The following is a 21,161-nucleotide window of genomic DNA, read 5'->3' on the forward strand; positions in this document are numbered from 1 at the left end:
GGCTAGGTGAGCACGTTGAGTGTCAGCTCGGCCGCGCCGAGCGACAGCGCGAGTATCGATGTTCCAACACCGGCAACGAGCAGCAGCCCCGGGTGGGCAAGCCCCACCACGACCCGCCTGAGCCGTGGCCTCCTCCGGAGGAACTTTTTGGGAATTCGCTCCGGTGCGGGGTCCTGTTTCCAGCCGCGGAGACGCCGCAGGAACCATGCGCAGCGGATAATGAAAGCCAGCCAGAGCAAGGACACCACCAAGGGGACCGCGGCCAGCATGAGGTTGAACCCCAGAGCAGTCACCTCCCGCTCTGACGTGCCGACGAGGGACTGGACGGTGGTCGAAATCGAGGCGCTCATGACCACCGAGACCCCCCAAACGAGGAACGCCGCCGTGAGAGCGAGGAATCGGACGAAAAAATGGCCGAGCACCGAGTCCTTGCGCCGGGTGAGGTGCCGGCGCGGTGTGGCCTGCAGCAGGGCGATGGTCGCCAGCACGGTTGGCAGCGCCGCCATTCCGACCATCACGTACCAGAACCAGCCCGCGAAGTCGAAAACGTCGTCGGCGACGATCAGGGCCGCCCAGAAGCCCGTCCACACCCAGCCGGCGGTGAGCGGCCGGCTGACGAGCCAGGCGGGCAGCCAGGGATCGTCGACGGCGGGCGCCTCCGGTTGGGGCACCGCGGGTTGGTCCGCCGCCGGGACGGCTGCGTTCGGCACGGGCTCAGAAGCGCCCGCCATGTCGGTCATGAGCCCACTGTAGCTAGGCGCCCAGCTGCCCTCCATCCCCGACTGCGTCAAAGGTGGCCAGCGGCGGGCCGGCTTAGCAGGGGTGCTAGGAGTCGCCGAGCATGGCACCGAAGCGCGGCCGGTCGGCCAGACGGGGATCCTCCCGGTCTGGAACCACCATCACGGGACCCTTGGCGTGGTGCAGGATGCCGTCCGAGGTGGACCCGAGCAACATTCCAGCGAAGCCGCCCCTGCCACGGGTCCCCACCACGACCAGCTCCACGTGCCGGGTCGCGTCTACCAGGATGTCCACCGGGGAGCCGTCAACCAGCTGCGTTTCGATCTGGAGCCGGGGAAAGTGGCTCTTGAGCCACTCTACTCCGGCGTCGAGCTGGACGCGGATGTCGGCGAAAAGTGCCTCGCGATCCATCGGGGCGGGTACCCAGGCGAGGGAGCCGCTGTACTGCGGCACCGCACAGACCAAGCGCAGCGGCGCGGAGAGGCGCTCTGCCTGGGCGGCGGCTTCGAGGACCGCCACCCGCGCCTGTTCGGACCCGTCGACGCCCGCCACCACGACGTTCTCGATCGGCTGGTGCCCGGACTTCTCCCGTTCAGCCATGACGCGCTTGTCATCCGTGGTCTCGCCCAGCCGGTCGCCGCAGATCAGCGGCACCGTCACCGTCGGGCATTTTGCGTGCGCGGGAAGGGCGCTGCTGACAGAGCCGAGGAGCCGGCCTACGAAGCCGCCCCGCCCGCGGGTTCCGAAGACCAGCAGCTCGGCGGTTTCGGTCATCTCCAGCAACACCCCGGAGGCGTCACCGTTCTCTACCGACGCGTCGACGTCGATGTTGTAGCGGGCCACCTTGTCGATTGCCTGCTTCAGGATGGCTTCCGCACCCTCGCGGATCACCGAGTCGTCAACCGTCGCATATCCGCCATCGAGGCCGGACGCAGCAAAGACCGGGACCGAGTAGGCAGTCACGATGTGCAGCGGGCGCTGGCGGCGCTCCGCTTCCCGGGCGGCCCAGACCAGGGCACAGTGGCTGTGTTCCGAGCCGTCCACGCCGACGACGATCCCCCGAGAAGCGGAGCGCTCGCCGGCGGCGTCCCCCACCTGGTCCGGCTGCGCCTGCTCTTCGGCCATGGGGTCCGCCTCCTCGCGTTACGTGGCTGTCTTGCGGCTATTCTGCCAGAAGTACTGGCCGGTAGCTTGCAGCCCGGAAAGGCCTGTTCACGGCCGGCAAATTTGGGTATGGTCTGAGGCATTGCTGAACCGAGACTCGTCTTTCAGATCGCCCGCTCCCTTTGGGGAGCGCGTCGGAGACGGATCACGGAAAGCCCCGGGCACCGGCCCGGAACCGCACGATTCGAGGAAGGACCCTGCAGTGTCGAGCATGCCTGTGAGCGGCGGAATCGAACGGACCAGCACCGTGGTCATCGGTACGGGCCTGTCCGGGCTGGCGGTGGCGAGCGAACTGCGGCGCCGGGGGGTCAGCGCCATCGTGGTGGACGGACTGGATCTGCTCGGGTCCGGGAACCCGGCCAACACCTCCTCGCTGCAGCGGTGCGACGCGGCGGACGCAGGCACCTTGCGGGAACGCAACGAGATTTTGCGGCACCTGCGAAACTACGCCGCCAGCCACGAACTCGACATCCGCAACAATGTCAGGGCCCTGCGCCTGGATCACCTTGACGCGGATTACCCGGCGGACGGCGGCCCGGACTCCGGCGAGGCGCCCGGCCATACCCAGGGGGGCCAGACCCAGCAGTGGGCCGTCATCACGCCCGGCGGTATCCTGTACGCCGACCATCTGGTCCTAACCCGCTGCGCCCACAGCCAGTTGCGTCGCATGCTGGCCGACCTCGGGGTGGCTGCCGGCCAGAACCTGATGGCTGCGATGCATGCGCTCGGGATGTATCTCGTGGGCGTCGGTGAGCTCATCACGCCCACGCCGAAGGAAGTTCTGCGTCAGGCCAAGCTGGTGGGCCAGGCGATCTCCGCCAAGGTCAACCCGGGCGGCATGCCTGCGCTGCTGCCCGGCGGGCTGGCGCTGCCCGCCTAGGTTTCAGCTCCGCAGGCGGCCCGGTCGGGCCGCGTCAGGGGGCGCTGTCGCCGTCGCCGGCGTCGAGGCGCCGCTTCGCCACCAGTGCCAGCGCCACCAGGATACCGACGGCCACCGCAACGAAGATCACGATGCTCCACGGGAACGGCTGGGAGGCATCGGCCACCGGCGAGGGAGCCGTTGTTGTGCCCGGTGCGGCGGTACCCATGGTCGGCACGGTCGCCGACGCGGCGCCGGACGCCGGCGCTGCTGCCGCCGGGGAACCCGTACCCGCCGTCGAACTGGCGCCCGCCGTCGCGGTGAAGCTGAAGGTGCCTTCGATCGGGTGCCCGTCAGAGCTTGCCAGCCGCCACTGAACGGTGAAGAGGCCGGCCGGCGCGCCTGCCTTGAGCCGCTGTGAGGCCACGTTGTCAAGGATCTGCACCGCACCGTCGGCCCAGTTCGTGCCGGCGGCGTCGCTGACCTTGATCTGCGAGCCCAGGGCCAGCGGGCGGTTGGTAAGGGTGAGGGAGACCGTCTCCGGCACGGCCGGCACGGTCGCACCGTTCGAGGGGCTGGTGGACTCGACGGCGTCGTGGGCGGACGCCGGCCCCGCGCCCGCGAGCGGAACGCCCAGCAGAACGGCAGCCAGCAGAATCAGGCCCAGCAGGGCGCCCGGAAGTCGTTGAACAAAACGCATGGGTGGCCCGCTCCTAAGTGTTGCCTTCCTTACAGACTAGGCGAGTTTGGCGGGTGGGCGCCGTCACTGCTAATAGGATTTAGCTAACACCCCCATTCCCTCCCGGAGGACCAATGCTTAAGCAGGGCTCTGCACTCGATCGGTATTTCAAGATTTCCGAGCGGGGGTCGAACGTTTCCCGTGAGGTCCGCGGCGGGTTCGCCACCTTCTTCGCCATGAGCTACATCGTGGTGCTGAACCCCTTGATCCTCTCCGGCCAAGACTCGTCCGGCGGAACGCTCGGCTTCCCCGCCGTCGCCGCCGTCACCGCCTTCGCTGCCGGCATTCTGACCATCCTGATGGGCGCGTGGGCCAAGCACCCCTTCGCTCTGGCGACGGGACTGGGCGTCAACGCCTTCGTGGCCGTCACCGTCGCCACCAATCCCGGACTGACCTGGCCGGACATGATGGGCCTAGTGGTCCTCTCCGGCGTGACCATGCTGATCCTGGTGCTCACCGGCTTCCGCACCGCCGTATTCAGGGCAGTCCCCGAAGGCCTGAAAACCGCCATCGTGGTCGGCATCGGCTTGTTCATCGCCTTGATCGGCCTGGTCAACGCCGGCTTCGTGCGCCGCATCCCTGACGTCGCGGGCACCACCGTCCCGGTCGGCCTCGGCTTCGACGGCAAACTCCTGGGCTGGCCCACGCTGGTGTTTGTGGTCGGCCTGATCCTCACCATTGCCCTGGTAGTCCGCAAGGTCAAGGGCGCGATCCTGATCGGCATCATCACCTCCACGGTCCTGTCCGTGATCCTGGAATTCACCCTCCACATCGGCCCGAGCTTCGACGGCAAGAACTTCAACCCGCAGGGCTGGTCCCTGGTAGCGCCCAAGTTCACCGAATGGGCCGCCCCGGACCTGTCCCTGATCGGCAAGGCCAACCCGTTCGGCGCGTTTGAGCACCTCGGCTTCGTGGCTGCGACCCTGCTGGCCTTCGTCATTCTGCTGAGCATCTTCTTCGACGCCATGGGCACCATGGTGGGCCTGGCCACCGAGGCAGGCACCATCGACAAAGAGGGCAACATTCCCAACGTGGACCGCGTGCTGCAGATCGACGCCCTCGGCGCGATCGTCGGCGGCGGCGCGTCCGTCTCCTCCAACCAGATCTACGTGGAGTCCGGCGCCGGCATCGGCGAAGGCGCCCGCACCGGCCTTGCCTCGATCGTCACCGGCCTGCTGTTCCTGGTCGCCATGTTCTTCACTCCGCTGATCAACCTGGTGCCGTTCGAGGCCGTCGCCCCGGCGCTCGTCGTCGTCGGCTTCATGATGGTGTCCCAGGTCGGCAAGATCGACTGGCAGGACTGGGGCATCGCGATCCCGGCGTTCCTGACCTTCACCCTGATGCCGTTCACCTACTCGATCGCCAACGGTTTGGGCGCCGGCTTCATCTCCTTCGTGCTGATCCGGCTCTTCCAGGGCCGCGCCCGGGAAGTGCACCCGCTGATGTGGGCGGTGGCCGCCGCGTTCCTGCTGTTCTTCGGCATCGGCCCGATCGAAGCCGCACTGGGCATCCACTAGTCCTCCCGCTCCCCCGCCCGCCGAGTTGGCATTTCGCGGCAGTGTTTCTCGCAGACATTGCCGCGACGTGCCAACTCGGCGGCGTTTAAGCGCTGGTTCCGGGATTTCGGACACGGCGACGGCGGCGCTGCTGGATTTCCGGCCAGGGCTGCGGTGAGCTAGGGGCATGCCTACTCCCGCCCGCACCGCCGACATCCCGCCGCAGCCCTGGACCGGCCGGAACGACGGCGACGGCGCCCAGCACCGGCGCTGGTGGCAGGCCGTCGCACCCTATACCGAAGCGTCCACGGTTCCGCCGCCGGTACCGGCCGGCCTTTCCCGCGGAGGGCCCGCGGTGCTCCTCGGTTTCGGCAGCGACGCCGGTGTCCGGCGCAATAAAGGCCGGGTGGGGGCGGCTGCCGGGCCCGCCGCTATCCGCGCCGCCCTCGGTCCGCTCGCGTTCCACCTGCCACGGGAGGTCTACGACGCCGGTGACGTCACCGTCGCCGGCGACGAGCTGGAGGCCGGGCAGGCGCGGGCCGGGCTGGCCGTCACCGCACTGCTCGACGCCGGCGCCCTCCCCGTGGTTTTGGGCGGCGGACACGAGACCGCGTTCGCCAGCTATCTGGGCGTGGCGGGGTGCGCCGCGGTCCGCGAAGGCCTGAGAGTCGGCGTGCTGAACCTGGATGCCCACTTCGACCTCCGCGACGAGCCGGTGCCCAGTTCCGGCACGCCGTTCCTGCAGATGGCCCGGGCGGAAGCCGCCGCAGGCCGCGAGCTGGACTACGCCGTCGTCGGGATTTCCGAACCGAACAACACCGCCGCGCTGTTCCGGACCGCGTCAGAGCTCGGCGTGGATTACCTGCTGGACGAGGACTGTTCTGTGGAGACCGCAGAGGCTTTCGTGGCCGGGTTCCTGGCCCGGGTCGATGCGGTGTACCTGACGATTGACCTGGACGTACTTCCGGCGTCGGTGGCGCCGGGCGTGAGTGCACCCGCCGCCTATGGCGTGCCGCTGCCGGTAGTCAGTGCTGTCTGCCGCCAGGTCGCGGCCAGCGGGAAGCTGCTCTCCGTCGACGTCGCGGAACTGAACCCGGACTTCGACGTCGACGGCCGCACCGCGAAGGTCGCCGCCCGCCTGATCAACACGCTGCTGCGGTAGCAGCTCCCGCCAGGGGCCACCTTCCGGTCCTAGCCGACGCCACCAGCTAGATGGGAGTGTGCGGGGCGTGGCCTTCGTCGCCGTGGACCTCGACGGCGCGGCGCTGGCGCAGCCGGTCCAGCCGGTTCATCACCGGCGCCGTGGTCGCGCCGTGCAGCACAATGGACATCGCCACCACGAGTCCCACGAAAGCCCAGAGCTGCTGGGCCTGGGCGCCGAAGTTTCCGTGGCTGAGGGCGTAGGCGAGGTAGTACAGCGAGCCGATGCCGCGGATACCGAAGAAGGCAATGGCGCTGCGTTCGCGCGGGCCGGTCTTGCCCCGGAGCAGGCCCAGCCAGCCCGCCAGCGGCCGGACCAGCAGCAGGAATGCCAGCGCCACCAGCACCTCCGCCCAGCCGATGCCGGCCAGCAGGCCGCGTGCGATTGCCCCGCCCAGCAGCACCAGGATGACCACCGTCATGAGCCGTTCCAGCTGCTCAACGTAGGAGTGCATCACCTTGTGGAAACCGTGGGTGCGCTCCGCTGCCCGGATGGTGACCGCGCAGACGAACACCGCGACGAAGCCGTAGCCTTCGATCAGTTCCGTCACGCCGTAGGCCAGGAAGGTCGCCGCCAGCGCGACGAACCCCTCGGAGTGGTTGGACAGCCGGATGGTCTCGTGCCGGGCGGTGAAGAATAGCCGGCCCAGCAGCTTGCCTGTCGCGAGGCCCAGGAGCACGCCGATGCCGATCCGCCAAAGCACGTCCATCGCAAGCCAGTGCCCCAGCAGGCCCGAGGGCGAGGCCCCGGCGAAGCTGATGGCGATGGCGAGATAGACGAACGGGAACGCGAGACCGTCGTTCAGGCCCGCCTCGGAGGTGAGGCCGAAACGGATCTCGTCCTCAAGATCGGTTCCCTCTTCATCGTCGGCAGGTTCCCCCACCTGGACTTCGGAGGCCAGCACAGGGTCCGTCGGGGCTAGGGCGGCAGCAACCAGAAGCGCTGCCCCGAGGCCGAGGCCCAGGAACCACAGGCCCAGCAGGGTCAGTCCAATGATGCACAGCGGCATCGCGATTCCGAGCATGCGCCAAGTCGTCGACCACTGTTTGCGTCCCAGGGGCCGGTCCAGGGCCAGGCCCGCACCCATCAGCGAGATGATGACGCAAATCTCGGTCAGGTGCAGAACGAACTCCCCGTGCTCCAGAGGATCCGGGTTTGGCAGGTCGGGCATCAGCGAGAACACCAGCATGCCTGCGCCGAGAAACACCATTGGCATCGAAAGAGGCGCGTTGCGCAGCAACTTGGGCAGTACGGCCGCAATAAAGACGGCAATTCCCGCAGCGATAAAGACGATACTGGGAGCTTCGAACATGCGCATGCCCTCCTGTAGTAACCGGAATGCGGGTTCGAAATGGGTCGGGGCGCCGTTCACACAGAACGACGCCCCTTGCCTCAAAAGATATACCGCCTCCTGCACACTATCGGCTTTCGGAGGGAAGCCACGCGGTGCGGACTAGAATAGAGGGTGGCCAACCGGCCGGATTCAAGGAAAGACCAGCTAATGAACACACACACCATGCAGTCGCACGGCTCTGATGGCACATCTATCAAACTTTCGTTTGCCAGCGCCCACGAGGTCCACCATGGCCTTGAAAGTGCCGTCAAAACGCTGATCGCCTCGGCCGCCCAGGACCGCCGCTGCGGGATCAAGGTCACCCGGCACGAGCCGGGCGCCTACACCGTGGCACTGGACGACACGGTTCCGTTCGGCGAAACCCACGAGGACGTCGCGGCCTAGAACCACCCGGCTGACGGAGCCGCAGCGCGCAAGGGCCGGTGAGGGTTGTCCCCTCACCGGCCCTTTGCGACTTTACCGTACGGCCGAGCGACCGTGGGCTGAGCTGCCGTGCGCCTAGCTTCGCCGCACCTCCACGCCGTCGGACTTCAGGAACAGCTGCGCCTCCGACGCCGTGCCCGGCACAAGCCAGAGCACGTTGCCGCTGGCCGAAACTTCTTCGACTTCCCCGGCCGCAAGGACCTGTGCGTGCTTAAGGATTTCTATGCGGTCACCGGCTTTGAGGTTGCCCCAGTCGGAGACCGTGGCGGCGAACGCCGTGCGCCTGGACAGGACCGTCCCGCGTGCTTTCATGAAACTTCTACCCCCTCGTAGAGATCTACGCACAGCATCATCGGTGTGCGCTTAATCATATTTTTACTACAGTTCGCCTGCTAAGGCGCCTTCTGCCGCCGAACATTCAGCACCAAGCGGCAAATGTCCGCCGCCTGCGCATTTTCTTTGCCGTCAGGCAAGAATTCCGACTGCGGATTCGGCGGCGGACCGGACCGCGCCCGAGGCCACCACCCGGTCGGCGGCTTCGAGTTCCGGCGACAGGTAGCGGTCCGTTCCGGGGCCGTCGACGACGTTGCGGAGCGCCGCGATCACCGCCGCCCCGGCAGGACCGGGGGTGAGTTCGCCGCCGGAAAGCTGCGTCCGGATATCCAGCGCCCGGGCCGAGGCCACCAGCTCGACCGCCAGGACCCGGCGCAGGTTCTCCACCGCGCGGCGGAGCTTGCGGGCCGCGTGCCAGCCCATCGAGACGTGGTCCTCCTGCATGGCCGAACTCGGAATGGAGTCCACCGATGCCGGCACGGCCAGCCGTTTGTTGTCCGAGACCAGCCCGGCCTGGGTGTACTGGGCGATCATCAGGCCCGAGTCCACGCCGGGATCGGCGGCCAGGAAAGCCGGCAGCCCGTGCGAGCGGGCCGGATCGAGCATCCGGTCGGTGCGGCGTTCGGCAATCGAGCTCAGGTCCGCCACCGCAATGGCGAGGAAGTCCAGGACGTAGGCCACCGGGGCGCCGTGGAAGTTGCCATTGGAGCTGACCCGGCCGTCCGGCAGCACCACCGGGTTGTCGATGGCGGCGGCGAGCTCCCGGGAGGCAACCAGGGCGGCATGGTCCACGGTGTCGCGGACGGCGCCGGCGACCTGCGGTGCGCAGCGCAGCGAGTAGGCGTCCTGCACCTTGGTGTCATTAATCCGGTGGGAGGCGACGATCGCGGACCCGGACAGGACCCGTAGCATGTTGTCGGCGGCCGCGGCCTGGCCCGGGTGCGGCCGGAGGGCGGCGTGCAGTTCGGGCAGGAACACCTGGTCCGTGCCGAGCAGCGCCTCAACGCTCAGCGCGGCGGTGATGTCCGCCGTCGTGAGCAGCTGCCGCAGGTCCGCGATGGCCATCAGCAGCATGCCCAGCATCCCTTCGGTGCCGTTGACCAGGGCCAGGCCCTCCTTCTCTGCCAGCGTGACCGGCTCGATCCCGTGTTCGGCGAGCAAGTCGGCAACCGGCCGCTCACCGCGTGCTCCGTACCTGACGCCGTCGGGCCCCTCCGCTTCGCCCTCGCCCATCAGGACCAGGGCACAGTGCGAGAGCGGCGCGAGGTCGCCGGAGCAGCCGAGGGAGCCGAATTCGCGGACCACCGGAGTGATGCCGGCGTTGAGCACGTCCACCATGGTCTGCAGCACCACCGGCCGGACACCGGTGCGGCCGGACGCGAGGGTTTTGGCGCGCAGGAACATAATCCCGCGAACCACCTCGCGCTCCACTGCCGGACCCATGCCGGCGGCGTGGCTGCGGATCAGGGATTTCTGCAGCTGGGTGCGCAGAGCGCTGGGAATGTGCCGGTTGGCCAGGGCCCCGAAGCCGGTGGAAATGCCGTAGGCGGGAACGTCGCTGGAGGCGAGGCCGTCGATGTGCGCGCGGACCTTGGCGACGGCGTCGAGCGCCTCCGGGGAGATGCTGACCCGGGCGTCATGGCGGGCGACGGCGAGAACGTCCTCGGGGGTGACGCTGCTCGAGCCGAGCGTGACGGTGAGCGGCGAATGGGTTGTGACGGTCATTGGGTGTTCCTAAGTCTGGGGGGCCTGGGTTAGGGGGTCTCTAGCATCGGGATGCGGACGCCGCGTTCCTTGGCGACCTCGACGGCGCGGTCGTAGCCGGCGTCGGCGTGGCGGATGACACCCATGCCGGGGTCGTTGGTGAGGAGGCGTTCGAGCTTCTGCGCGGCGAGGTCGGTGCCGTCGGCCACCGAGACCTGACCGGCGTGGATGGAGCGGCCGATGCCGACTCCGCCGCCGTGGTGCAGGGAGACCCAGGTGGCGCCGGAGGCGGTGTTGAGCAGGGCGTTGAGCAGCGGCCAGTCGGCGATCGCGTCGGAGCCGTCGGCCATGGCCTCGGTTTCGCGGTACGGGGAGGCGACGGAGCCGGAGTCGAGGTGATCGCGGCCGATCACGATGGGCGCCTTGACCTTGCCTTCCTTCACGAGTGAGTTGAACAGCAGCCCGGCCTTGGCGCGGTCGCCGTAGCCCAGCCAGCAGATCCGGGCGGGCAGGCCCTCGAACTCGACGCGTTCGGCTGCGGCGTCGAGCCAGCGGTGGAGGTGCTTGTTCTCCGGGAAGAGGTCCTTGATGGCGGCGTCCGTGACGGCGATGTCCTCCGGGTCGCCGGAGAGCGCCACCCAGCGGAACGGGCCGAGGCCCTCGCAGAACAGCGGCCGGATGTAGGCCGGGACGAAGCCGGGGAACTCGAAGGCCCGGCTGTAACCGCCCTTACGGGCCTCGTCCCGGATGGAGTTGCCGTAATCGAACACCTCGGCACCGGCGTCCTGGAACTCGACCATCGCCTGGACGTGCCGGGCCATCGAGGCTTGGGCTTTCTTAGTGAACCCCTCCGGGTCGGCGGCTGCCTCGCGGTGCCAGTCCTCCACGGTGATGCCCTCGGGCAGGTAGCTCAACGGGTCGTGCGCCGAGGTCTGGTCCGTGACAATGTCGACCGTGAGTTCGCCCGCCTTGTGCCGGCGGAGTATTTCCGGGAAGACCTCGGCAGCATTGCCCACGTACCCCACGGACCAGCCGCGGCGCTCCTCCTTGGCTGCCAGAACCTTGGCGATGGCGGCGTCGAGGTCGGTCTCGACTTCGTCGAGGTAGCGTTTGCCGGCCCGGCGGCGTAGCCGGGTTTCGTCGACGTCGACTATCAGGCAGGCGCCGTCGTTCAGGGTGACGGCGAGCGGCTGGGCCCCGCCCATGCCGCCGCAGCCGCCGGTGAGGGTCAGGGTGCCGGCGAGTGTGCCATCCGCGTCGCCGGTGAGCTTGCGGGCGATCGCGGCGAAAGTCTCAAAGGTTCCCTGCAGGATGCCCTGGGTTCCAATGTAGATCCACGACCCCGCTGTCATCTGGCCGTACATCATCAGGCCCTCGGCCTCGAGCCGGCGGAATTCCGGCCAGGTGGCCCAGTCCCCGACCAGGTTGGAGTTCGCGATCAGCACCCGCGGCGCCCACTCGTTGGTGCGGAAGACGCCGACCGGCTTGCCGGACTGGACCAGTAGGGTCTCGTCCTTGTCCAGGGTTTCCAGGGTGCGGGTGATCGCGTCGAACGCGGCCCAGGAACGGACGGCGCGGCCGGTGCCGCCGTAAACCACCAGGTCGTCCGGACGTTCGGCAACCTCCGGGTCCAGATTGTTCATCAGCATGCGCAGCGGGGCTTCGGTCTGCCAGCTCTTGGCCGTGAGTTCCGTGCCCCGGGCTGCTTTCACCGGGCGGGCACCGGTGGTGAAATCGGCGGGTGCCATGAGGACTCCTTCGTGCTCTGGGGTGTTACTGGGATGCGGTTCTGTATCAACTAAAGCCTGTCCGGCGGCCCGCAGACATAGGCTTCGGCCGGGTACTGTCCGGTATTCCAGACCGAGCAACCTGCCGGATCACGTCATATTAAGGGTCGACGATGATGCCTAGCGCTGGTCGCTCGGGCCCGGGCGGCCGTGGATCCGCCCAGAGAGATCGTCTGCGGTCTTTTGGACTCTCGCGGCGAGGATCGGCCACTGGTCCGCTGGCAGTTTGTCCTCGAGGAAGGTGACGGCGACGGCGGCCGTCGGCCAGCCGGTATGGTCTGTCACGGCTGCGGCGATCGAGCCGAACCCGGGCGTTATTTCGCCGTGTTCGGTGGCGTAGCCGCGTTGCCGGACCTGGTCCAGGTGCGAGGAGAGCGCGGAGTACTTGCTGATGGGCGATGCGGTCTCGTGCCGGGAACTAAAGGCGGCAGCGTTCGGGTACAGCGCCCGGACCTGCGATTTGGGCAGCGCAGCAAGGATCGCCCGGCCGCTGGCGGTGAGGTGGCTGGGCAGCCGGACGCCGACGTCGGTCACAAGCGAGGGCCTGTTCTTGGCCCGTTCCTCTACGATGTAGAGCACGTCACGGCCATGCAGCACGGCCAGGTGTGCGCTCTCCCCGATCCTGTCCACGAGCGTCGCGAGCATCGGCCGCCCGAGCCGGGAGAGCGGTTCCTGGCGCGAATAGGCTGAGCTGAGTTCGAAGGCGCTGATCCCCAGGCCGTAGCGCTGCTCCTCATGCAGGTGCAGCACGAAGCCATTCGCCTCCATGACGCCCAACAGGTGGTAGACGCTGGAACGAGGCAGACCCAGCGCGGTGGCAATGTTCGACGCCGCCATCGGTCCCCGCTTCGAGGCCAGCAGCTTCAGGATGCGGAGCGTGTTCTCGGCGGCCGGGACCTTGGACGTCGGCCCGGCAACCCCCGGTCTGGCGACACCGCGCCTGGCTGCAGCCGCCACCGGCGGAACGACGGCTGTTGCGGTTTCCGCAGGTTGAATGGCGGCTGTCATGTGTTCCTCTTCGACTTTTGAGCGGCATGTCCGGTATCCCGTACTCAAGGATGACCCCCGGACACCGGGAGGCGGCGTCGTCCCGGTCCTCCACTGTCCGGGATACCAGACATTGGCCTTTACTTCCAGCTGCGGGACCATCGCCCCTAGTCCCCGGCACGACGGCGGTGCTTGGCTGGGGGAATCGCCGGCACGAGGAGGTAAGCCGTGCGCTGGCTTGCAGGACTGTTTCTGATCGCGCACGGCCTCGTGCACCTGGCTATCTGGTTGCCGCGGCAGGATGCGAAAGCGCCGTTCGACGTCGGCCACTCCCCTTTCGCGGGCGACGTGCGCCGGCCGGCAACGGCCCTGGCCATCGCAGCGGCGGTGGTGCTGGCGGTGGCCGGTCTTGGGGTTCTGACCGCCGCGCCGTGGTGGGTGCCCGTGACCGTGGCCGGCGCAGGGGTCTCAGCAGCGCTGTTGGTGCTGACCTTCAATCTGTGGTGGCTTATCGGGCTGGGCATAAACGTGGCGATCATCGTGCTGGCCCTGCAGCAGGCAGGGTGAGCAGGGTGGATGCTCGGCACGCGGCCCTGCGCCGGGTGGAACTCAGGACTATCAAGGCAGTCCACACGTTCGCCTGGTTCACGATCGAGGCCGCGATGGTCTACGTTCTCTATGCCGGCTTCAGGGGCCGTTCGGACCGCAGGGCCGGCCTTGCCGCTGCGGTGGTGTTCACGGAAACCGCGGTCTTTGCGGGCAACGGCTTCCATTGCCCGCTGACGGCGGTGGCGGAAAATCTGGGCGATGCCAGCGGCTCGGTCACCGACATCTACCTGCCCGCATGGTTTGCCCGGAACCTCCCGGCGATCCACGTGCCGCTGCTGGTGCTGGCCATAGCGCTGCACTGGCGGAATCTGCACCGCCGGTTCCTGCGGAGGGCGGCGCGCACCCAGCAGTGAGGTCCAAGTAGCCTCTGATGAAGATGGGGTATTTGTTACTCGTGTTACTGCTGGGCCGAATCTCTAGGCTGGAACGACGGGGCGTCCGAACGGAAGAGCCAGGCTGGGGAGTCATCCACGACGGGCCTCCGCGAATGCACTTCGTTCGCCCGCTAGGAGCAGTCAGATGGGTCTTTTACCTGCAAAACCAGCCCGCCCGCAGCCGCACCGCCTCACCCGGGCAGCGGCGCACGCCGTCGACCGGCTCCGGAAAGCCCGCATCCCGTTCCGGCCCGGGGAGGTGGTCGTGGGGGATGACCCTTTCAACGGTCGCCGGCAGGGAACTGTCGAAGTGATCCGGCCGCCCTACCTCGGGCTCCGTGTTCCCGGGACACCGGTCGGGACCTTGGTCTTTTTCGACTATCGCACGGTGCGGCACCCCGAGTAGGCCCGAGTAGGCCCGGGAAGAGGCGGAAGGACCCCGTGCGGGCGGCGATCTACACCCTTTGCGGAAAGACGCCCGCGCCGGCGAGGCCCGAACGCGGAGCCGTTTCCACTTTTGCACAGATCCAGCGCCCCAGCTCGGTGGCCCGCGCGGGATCGATCGAGGTGTCGAAACCGGCCCGCCCCAGCATCCACGCCAGGTCCTCGGTGGACACATTGCCCGCGGCGCCCGGGGCGAAAGGGCAGCCGCCGAGTCCGCCGACGGCGCTGTCAAAAACGGTCACCCCTGCCGCCATGGCCGCGTAGGTATTGGCCAGGGCGGTGTGGCGCGTCTCGTGCAAATGTGCGCGCAGCTGAAGATCCGTTTCTGCCCGCAGTGCAGCGAAGACCTCGCCGACCTGCCACGGAACGGCGCACCCGATGGTATCCGCCAGCGCCACCTCCGCCAGTGCCGCCCGCTGCAGGGCACTGCCGACTACCGACAGCGCCTGCTCGCCCGGTACGTCGCCTTGGTAGGGGCAGCCAAACGCGACCGCGGCCGTGACTGTGAGCGGAATGGAAGCCGCCGCCGCGATCGACGAGACCTCCTCCAGCGAATCAAGTGCCGCCGCCACGGTGGTGTTCTGGTTTGCCTTCGCGAAGGCATCCGTCACCGGCAACACGTAGTTCATCTCATCGACGCCAGCATCGACGGCCCGGACGGCACCCCTGGTATTGAGCACCAAACCTATGTAGCTGGCCCCGGCATCCCGCGGCACACCGGCCATGACCGCCTCCGCGTCGGCCATCTGCGGAACCTTCTTCGGGTTCACGAAGCTGACCGCTTCAATCCGTCGCACGCCTAGAGACACCAGCTCATTGATCAGCTTCAGCTTGTCCTGGGTATGGACAGGCACTTTCTCATTCTGCAGCCCGTCCCGGGGACTGACGTCCACGATGGAAACAGATGGTGCCGGTTGTGTCTGTTCCATCAGATCGCTCCTTCTTCCTTGGCGTTCCTAAGTTCCTCCCCGGAAAGTCCCAGCAGGTTCCCGTAGACGGCTTGGTTATGGGATCCCGGCGTCAAGGGCCCGTTCCAGCCAATACCCCCCGCGCTGCGCGTCAAACGGGGAACAATTCCGGGCTGAACCACAGTGCCTAGTTCCTCGTCCGGAACTTCCACCAGCATTCCCCGCGCCCGCAACTGGGGGTCGGCAAAAATGTCTTCGATGCTGCTGACCGGGCTGTTCGGAACGGCATGCCGGTCCAGGAGCCCGGTCAGCTCGGCGTCGGTGTAACCTGCCGCCCACTCTGCGATCAGGGATTCCAGTTCATCCTGGTTGGCACCCCGGGCTGTGTGGTTGCCAAAGCGCGCGTCCGTGGCCAGTTCCGGGCGGCCCATGGCCGCGGCCAGCCGCACGAAGACCGAATCCTGGTTCGCTGCTATCACAACCCACTTGCCGTCGCTGGAGCGGAAGATGTTCGACGGCGCGATCCCCTTCAGCCCCGATCCGCTCGGGCCCGGAACAATGCCTGCCGCCGCATAGTCAGGGACCGCACTCTCCAGAAGGGAAAAACATGCTTCCACGAGCGATACGTCCACCACCTGTCCGGTTCCGCCTTTCGCGTCCCGCCAGTACAGGGCCAGCAATATCCCCTGCAGGGCGTAGAGCGAAGCCAGACTGTCGCCCAGCGAGATGCCGGTGCGCGGCGGCGCCTGATCCGGGTAGCCGTTGAGGTAGCGCAGCCCTCCCCTGGCCTCGGCCACTGACGCATACCCTGGCTTTTGAGCGTCAGGACCGGTCTGCCCGTAGCCGGAAACCCGGGCGATGATGAGTCCGGGATTGATTTTCCACAGCTCCTCGGGGGCCAGTCCCAGGTTTTCCAGCGTTCCGGGACGGAAGTTCTCCAGGAGTACATCCGCTTCCCGGCACAGCTGAAGGAACAGTTCCCGCCCGCGCGCTGCCTTCAAATCCAGCGTGACGCACTTCTTCCCGCGGGACTGCACGGACCACCACAACGTGTGCCCATGAACCTGCGCCCTGCCCCATTCCCGCATCGGATCCGGCCGGCTTGGTGACTCGATTTTGATGACTTCTGCACCGAAGTCGGCCAGTTGCCGGCCGGCAAAGGGTCCGGCGATCAGGGACCCGAGCTCGAGCACCCGCACACCGGCAAGGGGCCCGGCGGCGGGGGAAGACTCGACGTCGGCTGAGGCACTTGCCGCACCGCCTCGCGTGGGGCTCTCGGATAGGTTCACCATGGCTGGGACTCCTGTTCTACCGTCGCCGAGCACGCGGCGCAGATCGGCCGGTGCTCTAGCGGAGCCTATTGAGCGGCGATTCTTCCCCGCTAGGCCATTTCACATTGTGGACCTAAATCCACGATGTGGGTACGGCTTCCTGAGGAATGGTCCCGCCGATCACCCGCGTGGACTCCTCGGCCGCCGCTAGGACCGGCTCCACCCAGGACGCGCAGACGTCGTATGGCATTCGCAGTGTCGGCCCCATAACAGTGAGGGCGCCGTAGAGCTCGCCCTGAGGCCCAAAAATCGGTGCCGAAATTCCGCTCGCACCGGAAACCCGCTCCCCGGTGGTGATGGCGAAACCGTCCGCACGGGTTTTTGCGACAGCCGCCTCGAGGTTCGCGGCGTCGGTGATCGTCTGGGCAGTGAGCGAGTGCAGCCCGGACCGGTAGATCTGATCGGCGACCTCGGGTGTCCAGGCGAGGAGGACACGCCCCGCGGCGCCCACGTGGAGGGGCATGATTTCGCCGACCTGAACCACCCTGCGCAGCATTCGCCGGGTCTCGGAAAGCGCAATGCACACGCGCTTTCCTTGGGATTCGCGGAAGATACATGCCGTTTCACCCAGCTCATCTCGCAGTCGCCGCAACACCGGGCTGAGCAGTTCGAGGTAGTCGAGGCCCTGGATAGCCGGCGCTGCCCAGTGGGCCATCCGGACGCCGACACGGAACTTGTCGCCGTGTCGGTCCAGAATGCCCTCCTGGACCATGTTGGCCAGCAGTCGCTGCACGGTGGAATGCGGCATGCCGGTCGCGGCGCGGAGTTCGGCAAGCGAAAGCTCCGGCTGGGCGAGCGAAAAAGCATCGAGGATGGAGGTGATTTTTCGAAGGACCAGCAACGGCGTAGTCGACGACTCGGAGGGGGTCATAGTGAAAGTGTATGGGGCCGCCCACGTGAAAGTGCCCCCGTTTCGGACCCAACGATCCGATCGGGACAACGTTGAGTGTGACGGGGCTTACTGTTAGCATCAGGTCCACATCATGATGGTCAACCCACGATGTGGCAATAAATTCCCGGGACGTCAGAGCAGACGTAGCGGGAGTGGAGACGGCACACACCAGAGCCGGCCCGGTAAGGATCAGCAGCGGAAACGATCGGCCAGCGTCGGCCGGGAAGAGTGCGATGATGCCAGCTGCAGAGGCAGACACGTCAAGGTACGCGGTGGAGCTCACCGGGTGCACCAAACAATTTCCGATGCCCGGGGGTGAAATTTACTTCGCCGTCCGCGACATCAACCTTAAAGTCGAGCCGGGACGGTTTGTTTCGATTGTCGGCCCCACGGGGTCCGGCAAGTCGACCATCCTTAACATGGCGGCGGGCCTGCTGAACCCCAGCGTTGGGGAAGTGAAGAGCTTCGGGGAACCGGTCAGCGGAGTAAACCGGCGGGCCTCCTACATGTTTCAGCAGGATCCGCTTCTCCCCTGGAAGACCGTAATCGACAATGTGAGCCTCGGCCTCACCATGGCCGGCGTGTCAAAGGCGGACGCCCATTCAGAGGCGCGGCGGTGGCTTGAAAAAGTGGGGCTTAAGAACTTCGCCGACCGCTACCCCCACCAGCTCAGCGGGGGTATGCGCAAACGGACCGCCATCGCCCAGGCGTGGATCGTCAACCCGGACGTCCTGCTGATGGACGAACCGTTTTCCGCCCTCGACGTTCAGACCCGCCAAATTATGGAGAACGAACTCTTGCAGCTGTGGCAGGAATCGGGAAAGGCCGTTGTCTTCATCACCCATGACCTGGACGAAGCCATCGCACTGTCGGATGAGGTGGTGATCCTCGGGGCAGGGCCCGGAAGCACTGTTGTGGGAAGTTACGAGATCGACATCCCGCGGCCCCGCGACCTCCTCGATATCCGCGACGACCCGCAGTTCGTGTCCCTGCACCGTGAGATCTGGGGCAGGTTGAAGGTTGAAGTCTCCAAGACCTACGAAAACGCCATGGCCGAGGAAGGTGACGTCGCGTGACTCTTTTGGAATCGAACAAGAACGGGCTCTCCGCGGCGCTGGAGGGCGGCAGCCGCCGTCGTACCAGAACTGAGATGTCCCCGCTGGTGATGCGGGGCACCCAGCTGCTGCTCACCATTGTGGTCCTGGGCGCGTGGGAGCTGTCTGTCCGCGCCGGAGTGGTGGACGAATTCTTCTTTCCGCGTCCCACCGAAATCTTCCAGACAGTCTGGCTGTGGGTCTCCACGGGGTTTGTCTTCCCGCATCTGTGGATCACCATGCAGGAGGCGATCCTCGCCTTCCTCGTTGGAGCCGCCGTCGGGCTGCTCCTGGGCTTCGTGCTGGCCCGGGTACGCTTCCTGGAGCGCCTGCTGGACCCGTTCCTGCAGATGTTCAACGCCCTCCCCCGCGTGGTTCTTGCGCCCATCTTCCTGCTGTGGTTCGGACTGGGCATCTGGTCCAAAGTCGCCTTCGGCTTCACCCTTGTGTTCTTCATCGTCTTCTTCAACACCCTCGAAGGCGTCAAGAGCGTTGACCGCGTACTCGTGGACAATGCGCGGATGTTGGGGGCGTCCGAGAAGCAGCTGCTGCGCCATGTGTTCATCCCCAGCGCCCTCACCTGGATCTTCTCCAGCCTGCACATCAGCGTCGGATTCGCCATCACGGGCGCAGTGGTCGGTGAATACCTCGGCGCCTCGGCCGGTGTCGGTTACGCCATCGCCCAGGCCCAGGGCGTCTTCGACACCAAAGGCGTCTTCGCCGGGATGTTCATTCTGATGATCGTGGTGCTCATCATCGATCTCCTCGTCAACCGCCTGGAACGACACCTGCTTCGTTGGCGTCCCGTCCAGTCCTCCTAGCCAGCCAACCCGCCATTACCCCTCAGAAGGGACCTCAGATGACACAGCATGAAAACCGGGCCAGGCGCCGGAGCATCTTCCGCCCGGTCACCCTTGTCGCCGCAATTGCTCTTGCCCTTTCCGCCTGCGGCACGCCGTCGGCCGCGCCCCCGGGTCAGTCCGGCAGCGCCGCAGCCGGCGGCGGCAGCAGTTCCAAGGTGACCATCGGCGTCGGCGGTCAGACTCTGCTGACCTACCTGCCGACGACGCTCGCGCAGGAACTCGGCTACTACAAGGACGAGGGCGTGACGGTCGAGCTTCAGGACCTGCAGGGCGGCTCCAAGGCGCTGACGGCGATGGTTGGCGGCAGCACCAACGTGACCAGCGGGTACTACGAGCACACCATCCAGATGCAGGCCAAGAACCAGAAGATCAAAGCGTTTGTGGACATGGGAAGGTCCTCCGGGCTGGTGCTGCTGGTCGCGCCGAAGAATGAGGGCAAAATCAAGACCCTCGCCGACCTCAAGGGCAAGAACGTGGGCGTCACCGCCCCCGGGTCCTCAACCGACATGTTCATCAAATACCTCCTTTCAAAGAACGGCCTGCAGACGACGGACGCAGCTGTGTCAGCCATCGGTGCAGGCTCCTCCGCCGTGGCGGCCGTGGAACAGGGCCAGGTTGACGCCGCCGTCATGCTGGAACCGGATGTCTCGGTCTTGAGCAAGCGGATCGGCCACGATCCGGTCATCATCGAAGACGTCCGTTCCGCCGACGGACTCAAGGAAGTTTTCGAGACGGACGCCTGGCCGTCTTCGAGTCTTTACGCCAAGACGGAGTGGCTGGACGCCAACAAGGAAACCGCCGGCAAGCTCGCCAAGGCCATCAAGCGGACCCTGGAATTCATCGCCGGACACTCCGGGGAGGAGATCGCGGCCAAGATGCCTGAGAGCTACTCCGGGGGCGACAAGGCCCTTTACGCCAAGGTGATTGAGGACTTGAAGAAGACGCTGAGCAAGGACGGCGCCTTCACCGAAGACGGAGTCCAGGCGGTGCTGAAGACACAGCAGGTGGCCAATCCGGAAGTCGGTAACAAGGACATCAAGCTGTCGGAAACGTACACGAACGAGTTCGTGAAGTAGAACCCCTTAGCCCCATCGAGGGCCCGCTGTCCGGCTACGGACGGCGGGCCCTCTCGCGTTCTGCCCGACGGCGGCAGGTGTCGTCGCCCGACGACTGCTAGGGGCCGCTCGGCTTCCCGTCATCCGGCTCGCCCTCGTCCCGGCGCCGGAAGTCCCCGGGCCAGTCAGACCGACGGATCCGCCGCAGTTCCTCGACCGGCCCAAGATGGCCCCACTCATCACGGCCGAGCCGCGCCAGGGGGCCAAGCAAATCAATCCGGGGATGGTTTCCTTCCAGGACGTCCGCCGAGACCGCTGCGTGGGTAACCTCGCCGAAGACCAGGACACAGTCACCCATGGCCAGGGTGGAATGCAGCCGGCATTCCAGGGCCACCGGGGATTCCGCTACCCGAGGCACGCTGACCGTCACGCTGGCTTCCCGGGTGAGACCTGCGGCGTCAAACTCGCTGACCTCCGGCGGGAAATTCGTGCCGGTCGCGTTGACCTCGGCGAGGAAATCAGCGGGCGCGAGACTCACCACAAATTCCCCCCGCTCGTTGATGTTCCGCAGCGTATCCTTCCGGCCCACCGAGGTGAACTGGATGATCGGCGGCGTCACCGACGCGACAGTAAAGAAGGAATGCGGAGCCAGATTGTCCACGCCGCCCGCTGAGGTGCTGGACACCCACGCGATGGGCCGGGGAACGATAACCGCCGTCAGCAGGCGGTAGAACTCCGCGGAGGACAGGTCCGCCGGGCTGAAATCCTTGCGCATGCTCCCAGCCTAGCGGCGTGCCCGGTGGACA

Annotated in this window: 22 protein-coding genes; 10 read left to right on the forward strand and 12 right to left on the reverse strand. The window is 66.8% G+C overall.

Going from position 1 to position 21,161, the window contains the following annotated elements; translation table 11 throughout:
- Positions 1 to 2 precede the first annotated feature (2 nt).
- Positions 3 to 740, reverse strand: coding sequence for a hypothetical protein (locus QFZ61_RS02245; protein WP_307032916.1), 738 nt, complete (start codon positions 738 to 740; stop codon positions 3 to 5).
- An 85-nt stretch (positions 741 to 825) separates the two neighbouring features.
- Positions 826 to 1,863 carry a universal stress protein gene (locus QFZ61_RS02250; RefSeq protein WP_307032918.1) on the reverse strand — a complete coding sequence of 346 codons (1,038 nt, stop codon included), beginning with the start codon at positions 1,861 to 1,863 and terminating at the stop codon, positions 826 to 828.
- A 250-nt stretch (positions 1,864 to 2,113) separates the two neighbouring features.
- Between QFZ61_RS02250 and QFZ61_RS02255 the strand changes: the two genes are divergently transcribed.
- Positions 2,114 to 2,782: an FAD-binding protein gene (locus QFZ61_RS02255; RefSeq protein WP_307037955.1), complete on the forward strand. Its 669-nt coding sequence runs from the start codon at positions 2,114 to 2,116 to the stop codon at positions 2,780 to 2,782.
- Positions 2,783 to 2,816: 34 nt separating this feature from the next.
- Here the strand turns inward: QFZ61_RS02255 and QFZ61_RS02260 are convergent, their stop codons facing one another.
- A complete protein-coding gene (locus tag QFZ61_RS02260; protein WP_307032921.1) occupies positions 2,817 to 3,461 on the reverse strand; it encodes a copper resistance CopC family protein in 645 nt (214 codons plus the stop codon).
- 113 nt (positions 3,462 to 3,574) lie between these two features.
- Here QFZ61_RS02260 and QFZ61_RS02265 point away from each other — a divergent pair, with 113 nt between their 5' ends.
- On the forward strand, positions 3,575 to 5,017 hold the full coding sequence (locus QFZ61_RS02265) for an NCS2 family permease (protein WP_307032922.1): 1,443 nt from the start codon (positions 3,575 to 3,577) through the stop codon (positions 5,015 to 5,017).
- 166 nt (positions 5,018 to 5,183) lie between these two features.
- Positions 5,184 to 6,158: a formimidoylglutamase gene (gene hutG, locus QFZ61_RS02270; RefSeq protein WP_307032924.1), complete on the forward strand. Its 975-nt coding sequence runs from the start codon at positions 5,184 to 5,186 to the stop codon at positions 6,156 to 6,158.
- A gap of 46 nt (positions 6,159 to 6,204) precedes the next feature.
- Here the strand turns inward: hutG and QFZ61_RS02275 are convergent, their stop codons facing one another.
- Positions 6,205 to 7,509 carry a sodium:proton antiporter gene (locus QFZ61_RS02275; protein WP_307032927.1) on the reverse strand — a complete coding sequence of 435 codons (1,305 nt, stop codon included), beginning with the start codon at positions 7,507 to 7,509 and terminating at the stop codon, positions 6,205 to 6,207.
- 189 nt (positions 7,510 to 7,698) lie between these two features.
- On the opposite strand from QFZ61_RS02275, the gene QFZ61_RS02280 reads away from it, so the two are divergent.
- Entirely contained in the window at positions 7,699 to 7,935 is a 237-nt protein-coding gene (locus tag QFZ61_RS02280; RefSeq protein ID WP_307032929.1) for a hypothetical protein, read from the forward strand.
- Positions 7,936 to 8,049: 114 nt separating this feature from the next.
- Here the strand turns inward: QFZ61_RS02280 and QFZ61_RS02285 are convergent, their stop codons facing one another.
- From QFZ61_RS02285 to QFZ61_RS02300, 4 genes are all read right to left on the reverse strand, one after another.
- The gene (locus tag QFZ61_RS02285) at positions 8,050 to 8,286 is read right to left on the reverse strand and encodes a hypothetical protein (protein WP_307032931.1); all 237 of its coding nucleotides are present in this window, start codon (positions 8,284 to 8,286) and stop codon (positions 8,050 to 8,052) included.
- 153 nt (positions 8,287 to 8,439) lie between these two features.
- The gene (hutH, locus tag QFZ61_RS02290; RefSeq protein ID WP_307032932.1) at positions 8,440 to 10,032 is read right to left on the reverse strand and encodes a histidine ammonia-lyase; all 1,593 of its coding nucleotides are present in this window, start codon (positions 10,030 to 10,032) and stop codon (positions 8,440 to 8,442) included.
- A 29-nt stretch (positions 10,033 to 10,061) separates the two neighbouring features.
- Entirely contained in the window at positions 10,062 to 11,759 is a 1,698-nt protein-coding gene (gene hutU / locus QFZ61_RS02295) for a urocanate hydratase (protein WP_307032934.1), read from the reverse strand.
- A 159-nt stretch (positions 11,760 to 11,918) separates the two neighbouring features.
- Positions 11,919 to 12,806, reverse strand: coding sequence for an IclR family transcriptional regulator (locus QFZ61_RS02300; protein ID WP_307032936.1), 888 nt, complete (start codon positions 12,804 to 12,806; stop codon positions 11,919 to 11,921).
- 207 nt (positions 12,807 to 13,013) lie between these two features.
- Between QFZ61_RS02300 and QFZ61_RS02305 the strand changes: the two genes are divergently transcribed.
- The 3 genes from QFZ61_RS02305 (at position 13,014) to QFZ61_RS02315 (ending at position 14,174) form a co-directional block, all read left to right on the forward strand.
- Positions 13,014 to 13,352, forward strand: coding sequence for a hypothetical protein (locus QFZ61_RS02305; protein WP_307032938.1), 339 nt, complete (start codon positions 13,014 to 13,016; stop codon positions 13,350 to 13,352).
- Between the two features lie 5 nt (positions 13,353 to 13,357).
- Complete coding sequence (locus QFZ61_RS02310) at positions 13,358 to 13,747, forward strand: hypothetical protein (RefSeq protein ID WP_307032940.1); 390 nt, start codon at positions 13,358 to 13,360, stop codon at positions 13,745 to 13,747.
- A 166-nt stretch (positions 13,748 to 13,913) separates the two neighbouring features.
- A complete protein-coding gene (locus QFZ61_RS02315) occupies positions 13,914 to 14,174 on the forward strand; it encodes a hypothetical protein (protein WP_307032942.1) in 261 nt (86 codons plus the stop codon).
- A gap of 49 nt (positions 14,175 to 14,223) precedes the next feature.
- Here QFZ61_RS02315 and QFZ61_RS02320 read toward each other — a convergent pair whose 3' ends face one another.
- From QFZ61_RS02320 to QFZ61_RS02330, 3 genes are all read right to left on the reverse strand, one after another.
- Complete coding sequence (locus tag QFZ61_RS02320; protein ID WP_307032943.1) at positions 14,224 to 15,141, reverse strand: hydroxymethylglutaryl-CoA lyase; 918 nt, start codon at positions 15,139 to 15,141, stop codon at positions 14,224 to 14,226.
- Complete coding sequence (locus tag QFZ61_RS02325) at positions 15,141 to 16,412, reverse strand: CaiB/BaiF CoA-transferase family protein (protein WP_307032945.1); 1,272 nt, start codon at positions 16,410 to 16,412, stop codon at positions 15,141 to 15,143. The genes QFZ61_RS02320 and QFZ61_RS02325 overlap by 1 nt, the downstream gene beginning before the upstream one ends.
- A 112-nt stretch (positions 16,413 to 16,524) precedes the next feature.
- Positions 16,525 to 17,322 carry an IclR family transcriptional regulator gene (locus QFZ61_RS02330; protein ID WP_307032947.1) on the reverse strand — a complete coding sequence of 266 codons (798 nt, stop codon included), beginning with the start codon at positions 17,320 to 17,322 and terminating at the stop codon, positions 16,525 to 16,527.
- Positions 17,323 to 17,648: 326 nt separating this feature from the next.
- Between QFZ61_RS02330 and QFZ61_RS02335 the strand changes: the two genes are divergently transcribed.
- The 3 genes from QFZ61_RS02335 to QFZ61_RS02345 are packed head-to-tail and all read left to right on the forward strand — an operon-like array spanning position 17,649 to position 20,376.
- Positions 17,649 to 18,419, forward strand: a complete 771-nt coding sequence (locus tag QFZ61_RS02335; protein ID WP_307032949.1) for an ABC transporter ATP-binding protein — start codon at positions 17,649 to 17,651, stop codon at positions 18,417 to 18,419.
- Entirely contained in the window at positions 18,416 to 19,258 is an 843-nt protein-coding gene (locus tag QFZ61_RS02340) for an ABC transporter permease (RefSeq protein WP_307032951.1), read from the forward strand. Before QFZ61_RS02335 ends, QFZ61_RS02340 begins: the two co-directional genes overlap by 4 nt.
- A 38-nt stretch (positions 19,259 to 19,296) precedes the next feature.
- The gene (locus QFZ61_RS02345; RefSeq protein ID WP_307032953.1) at positions 19,297 to 20,376 is read left to right on the forward strand and encodes an ABC transporter substrate-binding protein; all 1,080 of its coding nucleotides are present in this window, start codon (positions 19,297 to 19,299) and stop codon (positions 20,374 to 20,376) included.
- 97 nt (positions 20,377 to 20,473) lie between these two features.
- Here QFZ61_RS02345 and QFZ61_RS02350 read toward each other — a convergent pair whose 3' ends face one another.
- Positions 20,474 to 21,130 (reverse strand): flavin reductase family protein, encoded by a 657-nt coding sequence (locus QFZ61_RS02350; protein WP_307032955.1) that lies wholly within the window; start codon positions 21,128 to 21,130, stop codon positions 20,474 to 20,476.
- Between the last annotated feature and the right edge of the window lie 31 nt (positions 21,131 to 21,161).

Source organism: Arthrobacter sp. B3I4 (assembly GCF_030816855.1).
Lineage (GTDB): Bacteria > Actinomycetota > Actinomycetes > Actinomycetales > Micrococcaceae > Arthrobacter.

Coding starts and splice junctions, on each gene's coding strand:
- QFZ61_RS02245 (WP_307032916.1), bottom strand. CDS start 740: ATGACCGACATGGCGGGCGCTTCTGAGCCCGTGCCGAACGCAGCCGTC.
- QFZ61_RS02250 (WP_307032918.1), bottom strand. CDS start 1,863: ATGGCCGAAGAGCAGGCGCAGCCGGACCAGGTGGGGGACGCCGCCGGC.
- QFZ61_RS02255 (WP_307037955.1), top strand. CDS start 2,114: ATGCCTGTGAGCGGCGGAATCGAACGGACCAGCACCGTGGTCATCGGT.
- QFZ61_RS02260 (WP_307032921.1), bottom strand. CDS start 3,461: ATGCGTTTTGTTCAACGACTTCCGGGCGCCCTGCTGGGCCTGATTCTG.
- QFZ61_RS02265 (WP_307032922.1), top strand. CDS start 3,575: ATGCTTAAGCAGGGCTCTGCACTCGATCGGTATTTCAAGATTTCCGAG.
- hutG (WP_307032924.1), top strand. CDS start 5,184: ATGCCTACTCCCGCCCGCACCGCCGACATCCCGCCGCAGCCCTGGACC.
- QFZ61_RS02275 (WP_307032927.1), bottom strand. CDS start 7,509: ATGTTCGAAGCTCCCAGTATCGTCTTTATCGCTGCGGGAATTGCCGTC.
- QFZ61_RS02280 (WP_307032929.1), top strand. CDS start 7,699: ATGAACACACACACCATGCAGTCGCACGGCTCTGATGGCACATCTATC.
- QFZ61_RS02285 (WP_307032931.1), bottom strand. CDS start 8,286: ATGAAAGCACGCGGGACGGTCCTGTCCAGGCGCACGGCGTTCGCCGCC.
- hutH (WP_307032932.1), bottom strand. CDS start 10,032: ATGACCGTCACAACCCATTCGCCGCTCACCGTCACGCTCGGCTCGAGC.
- hutU (WP_307032934.1), bottom strand. CDS start 11,759: ATGGCACCCGCCGATTTCACCACCGGTGCCCGCCCGGTGAAAGCAGCC.
- QFZ61_RS02300 (WP_307032936.1), bottom strand. CDS start 12,806: ATGACAGCCGCCATTCAACCTGCGGAAACCGCAACAGCCGTCGTTCCG.
- QFZ61_RS02315 (WP_307032942.1), top strand. CDS start 13,914: ATGGGTCTTTTACCTGCAAAACCAGCCCGCCCGCAGCCGCACCGCCTC.
- QFZ61_RS02320 (WP_307032943.1), bottom strand. CDS start 15,141: ATGGAACAGACACAACCGGCACCATCTGTTTCCATCGTGGACGTCAGT.
- QFZ61_RS02325 (WP_307032945.1), bottom strand. CDS start 16,412: ATGGTGAACCTATCCGAGAGCCCCACGCGAGGCGGTGCGGCAAGTGCC.
- QFZ61_RS02330 (WP_307032947.1), bottom strand. CDS start 17,322: ATGACCCCCTCCGAGTCGTCGACTACGCCGTTGCTGGTCCTTCGAAAA.
- QFZ61_RS02335 (WP_307032949.1), top strand. CDS start 17,649: ATGCCCGGGGGTGAAATTTACTTCGCCGTCCGCGACATCAACCTTAAA.
- QFZ61_RS02345 (WP_307032953.1), top strand. CDS start 19,297: ATGACACAGCATGAAAACCGGGCCAGGCGCCGGAGCATCTTCCGCCCG.
- QFZ61_RS02350 (WP_307032955.1), bottom strand. CDS start 21,130: ATGCGCAAGGATTTCAGCCCGGCGGACCTGTCCTCCGCGGAGTTCTAC.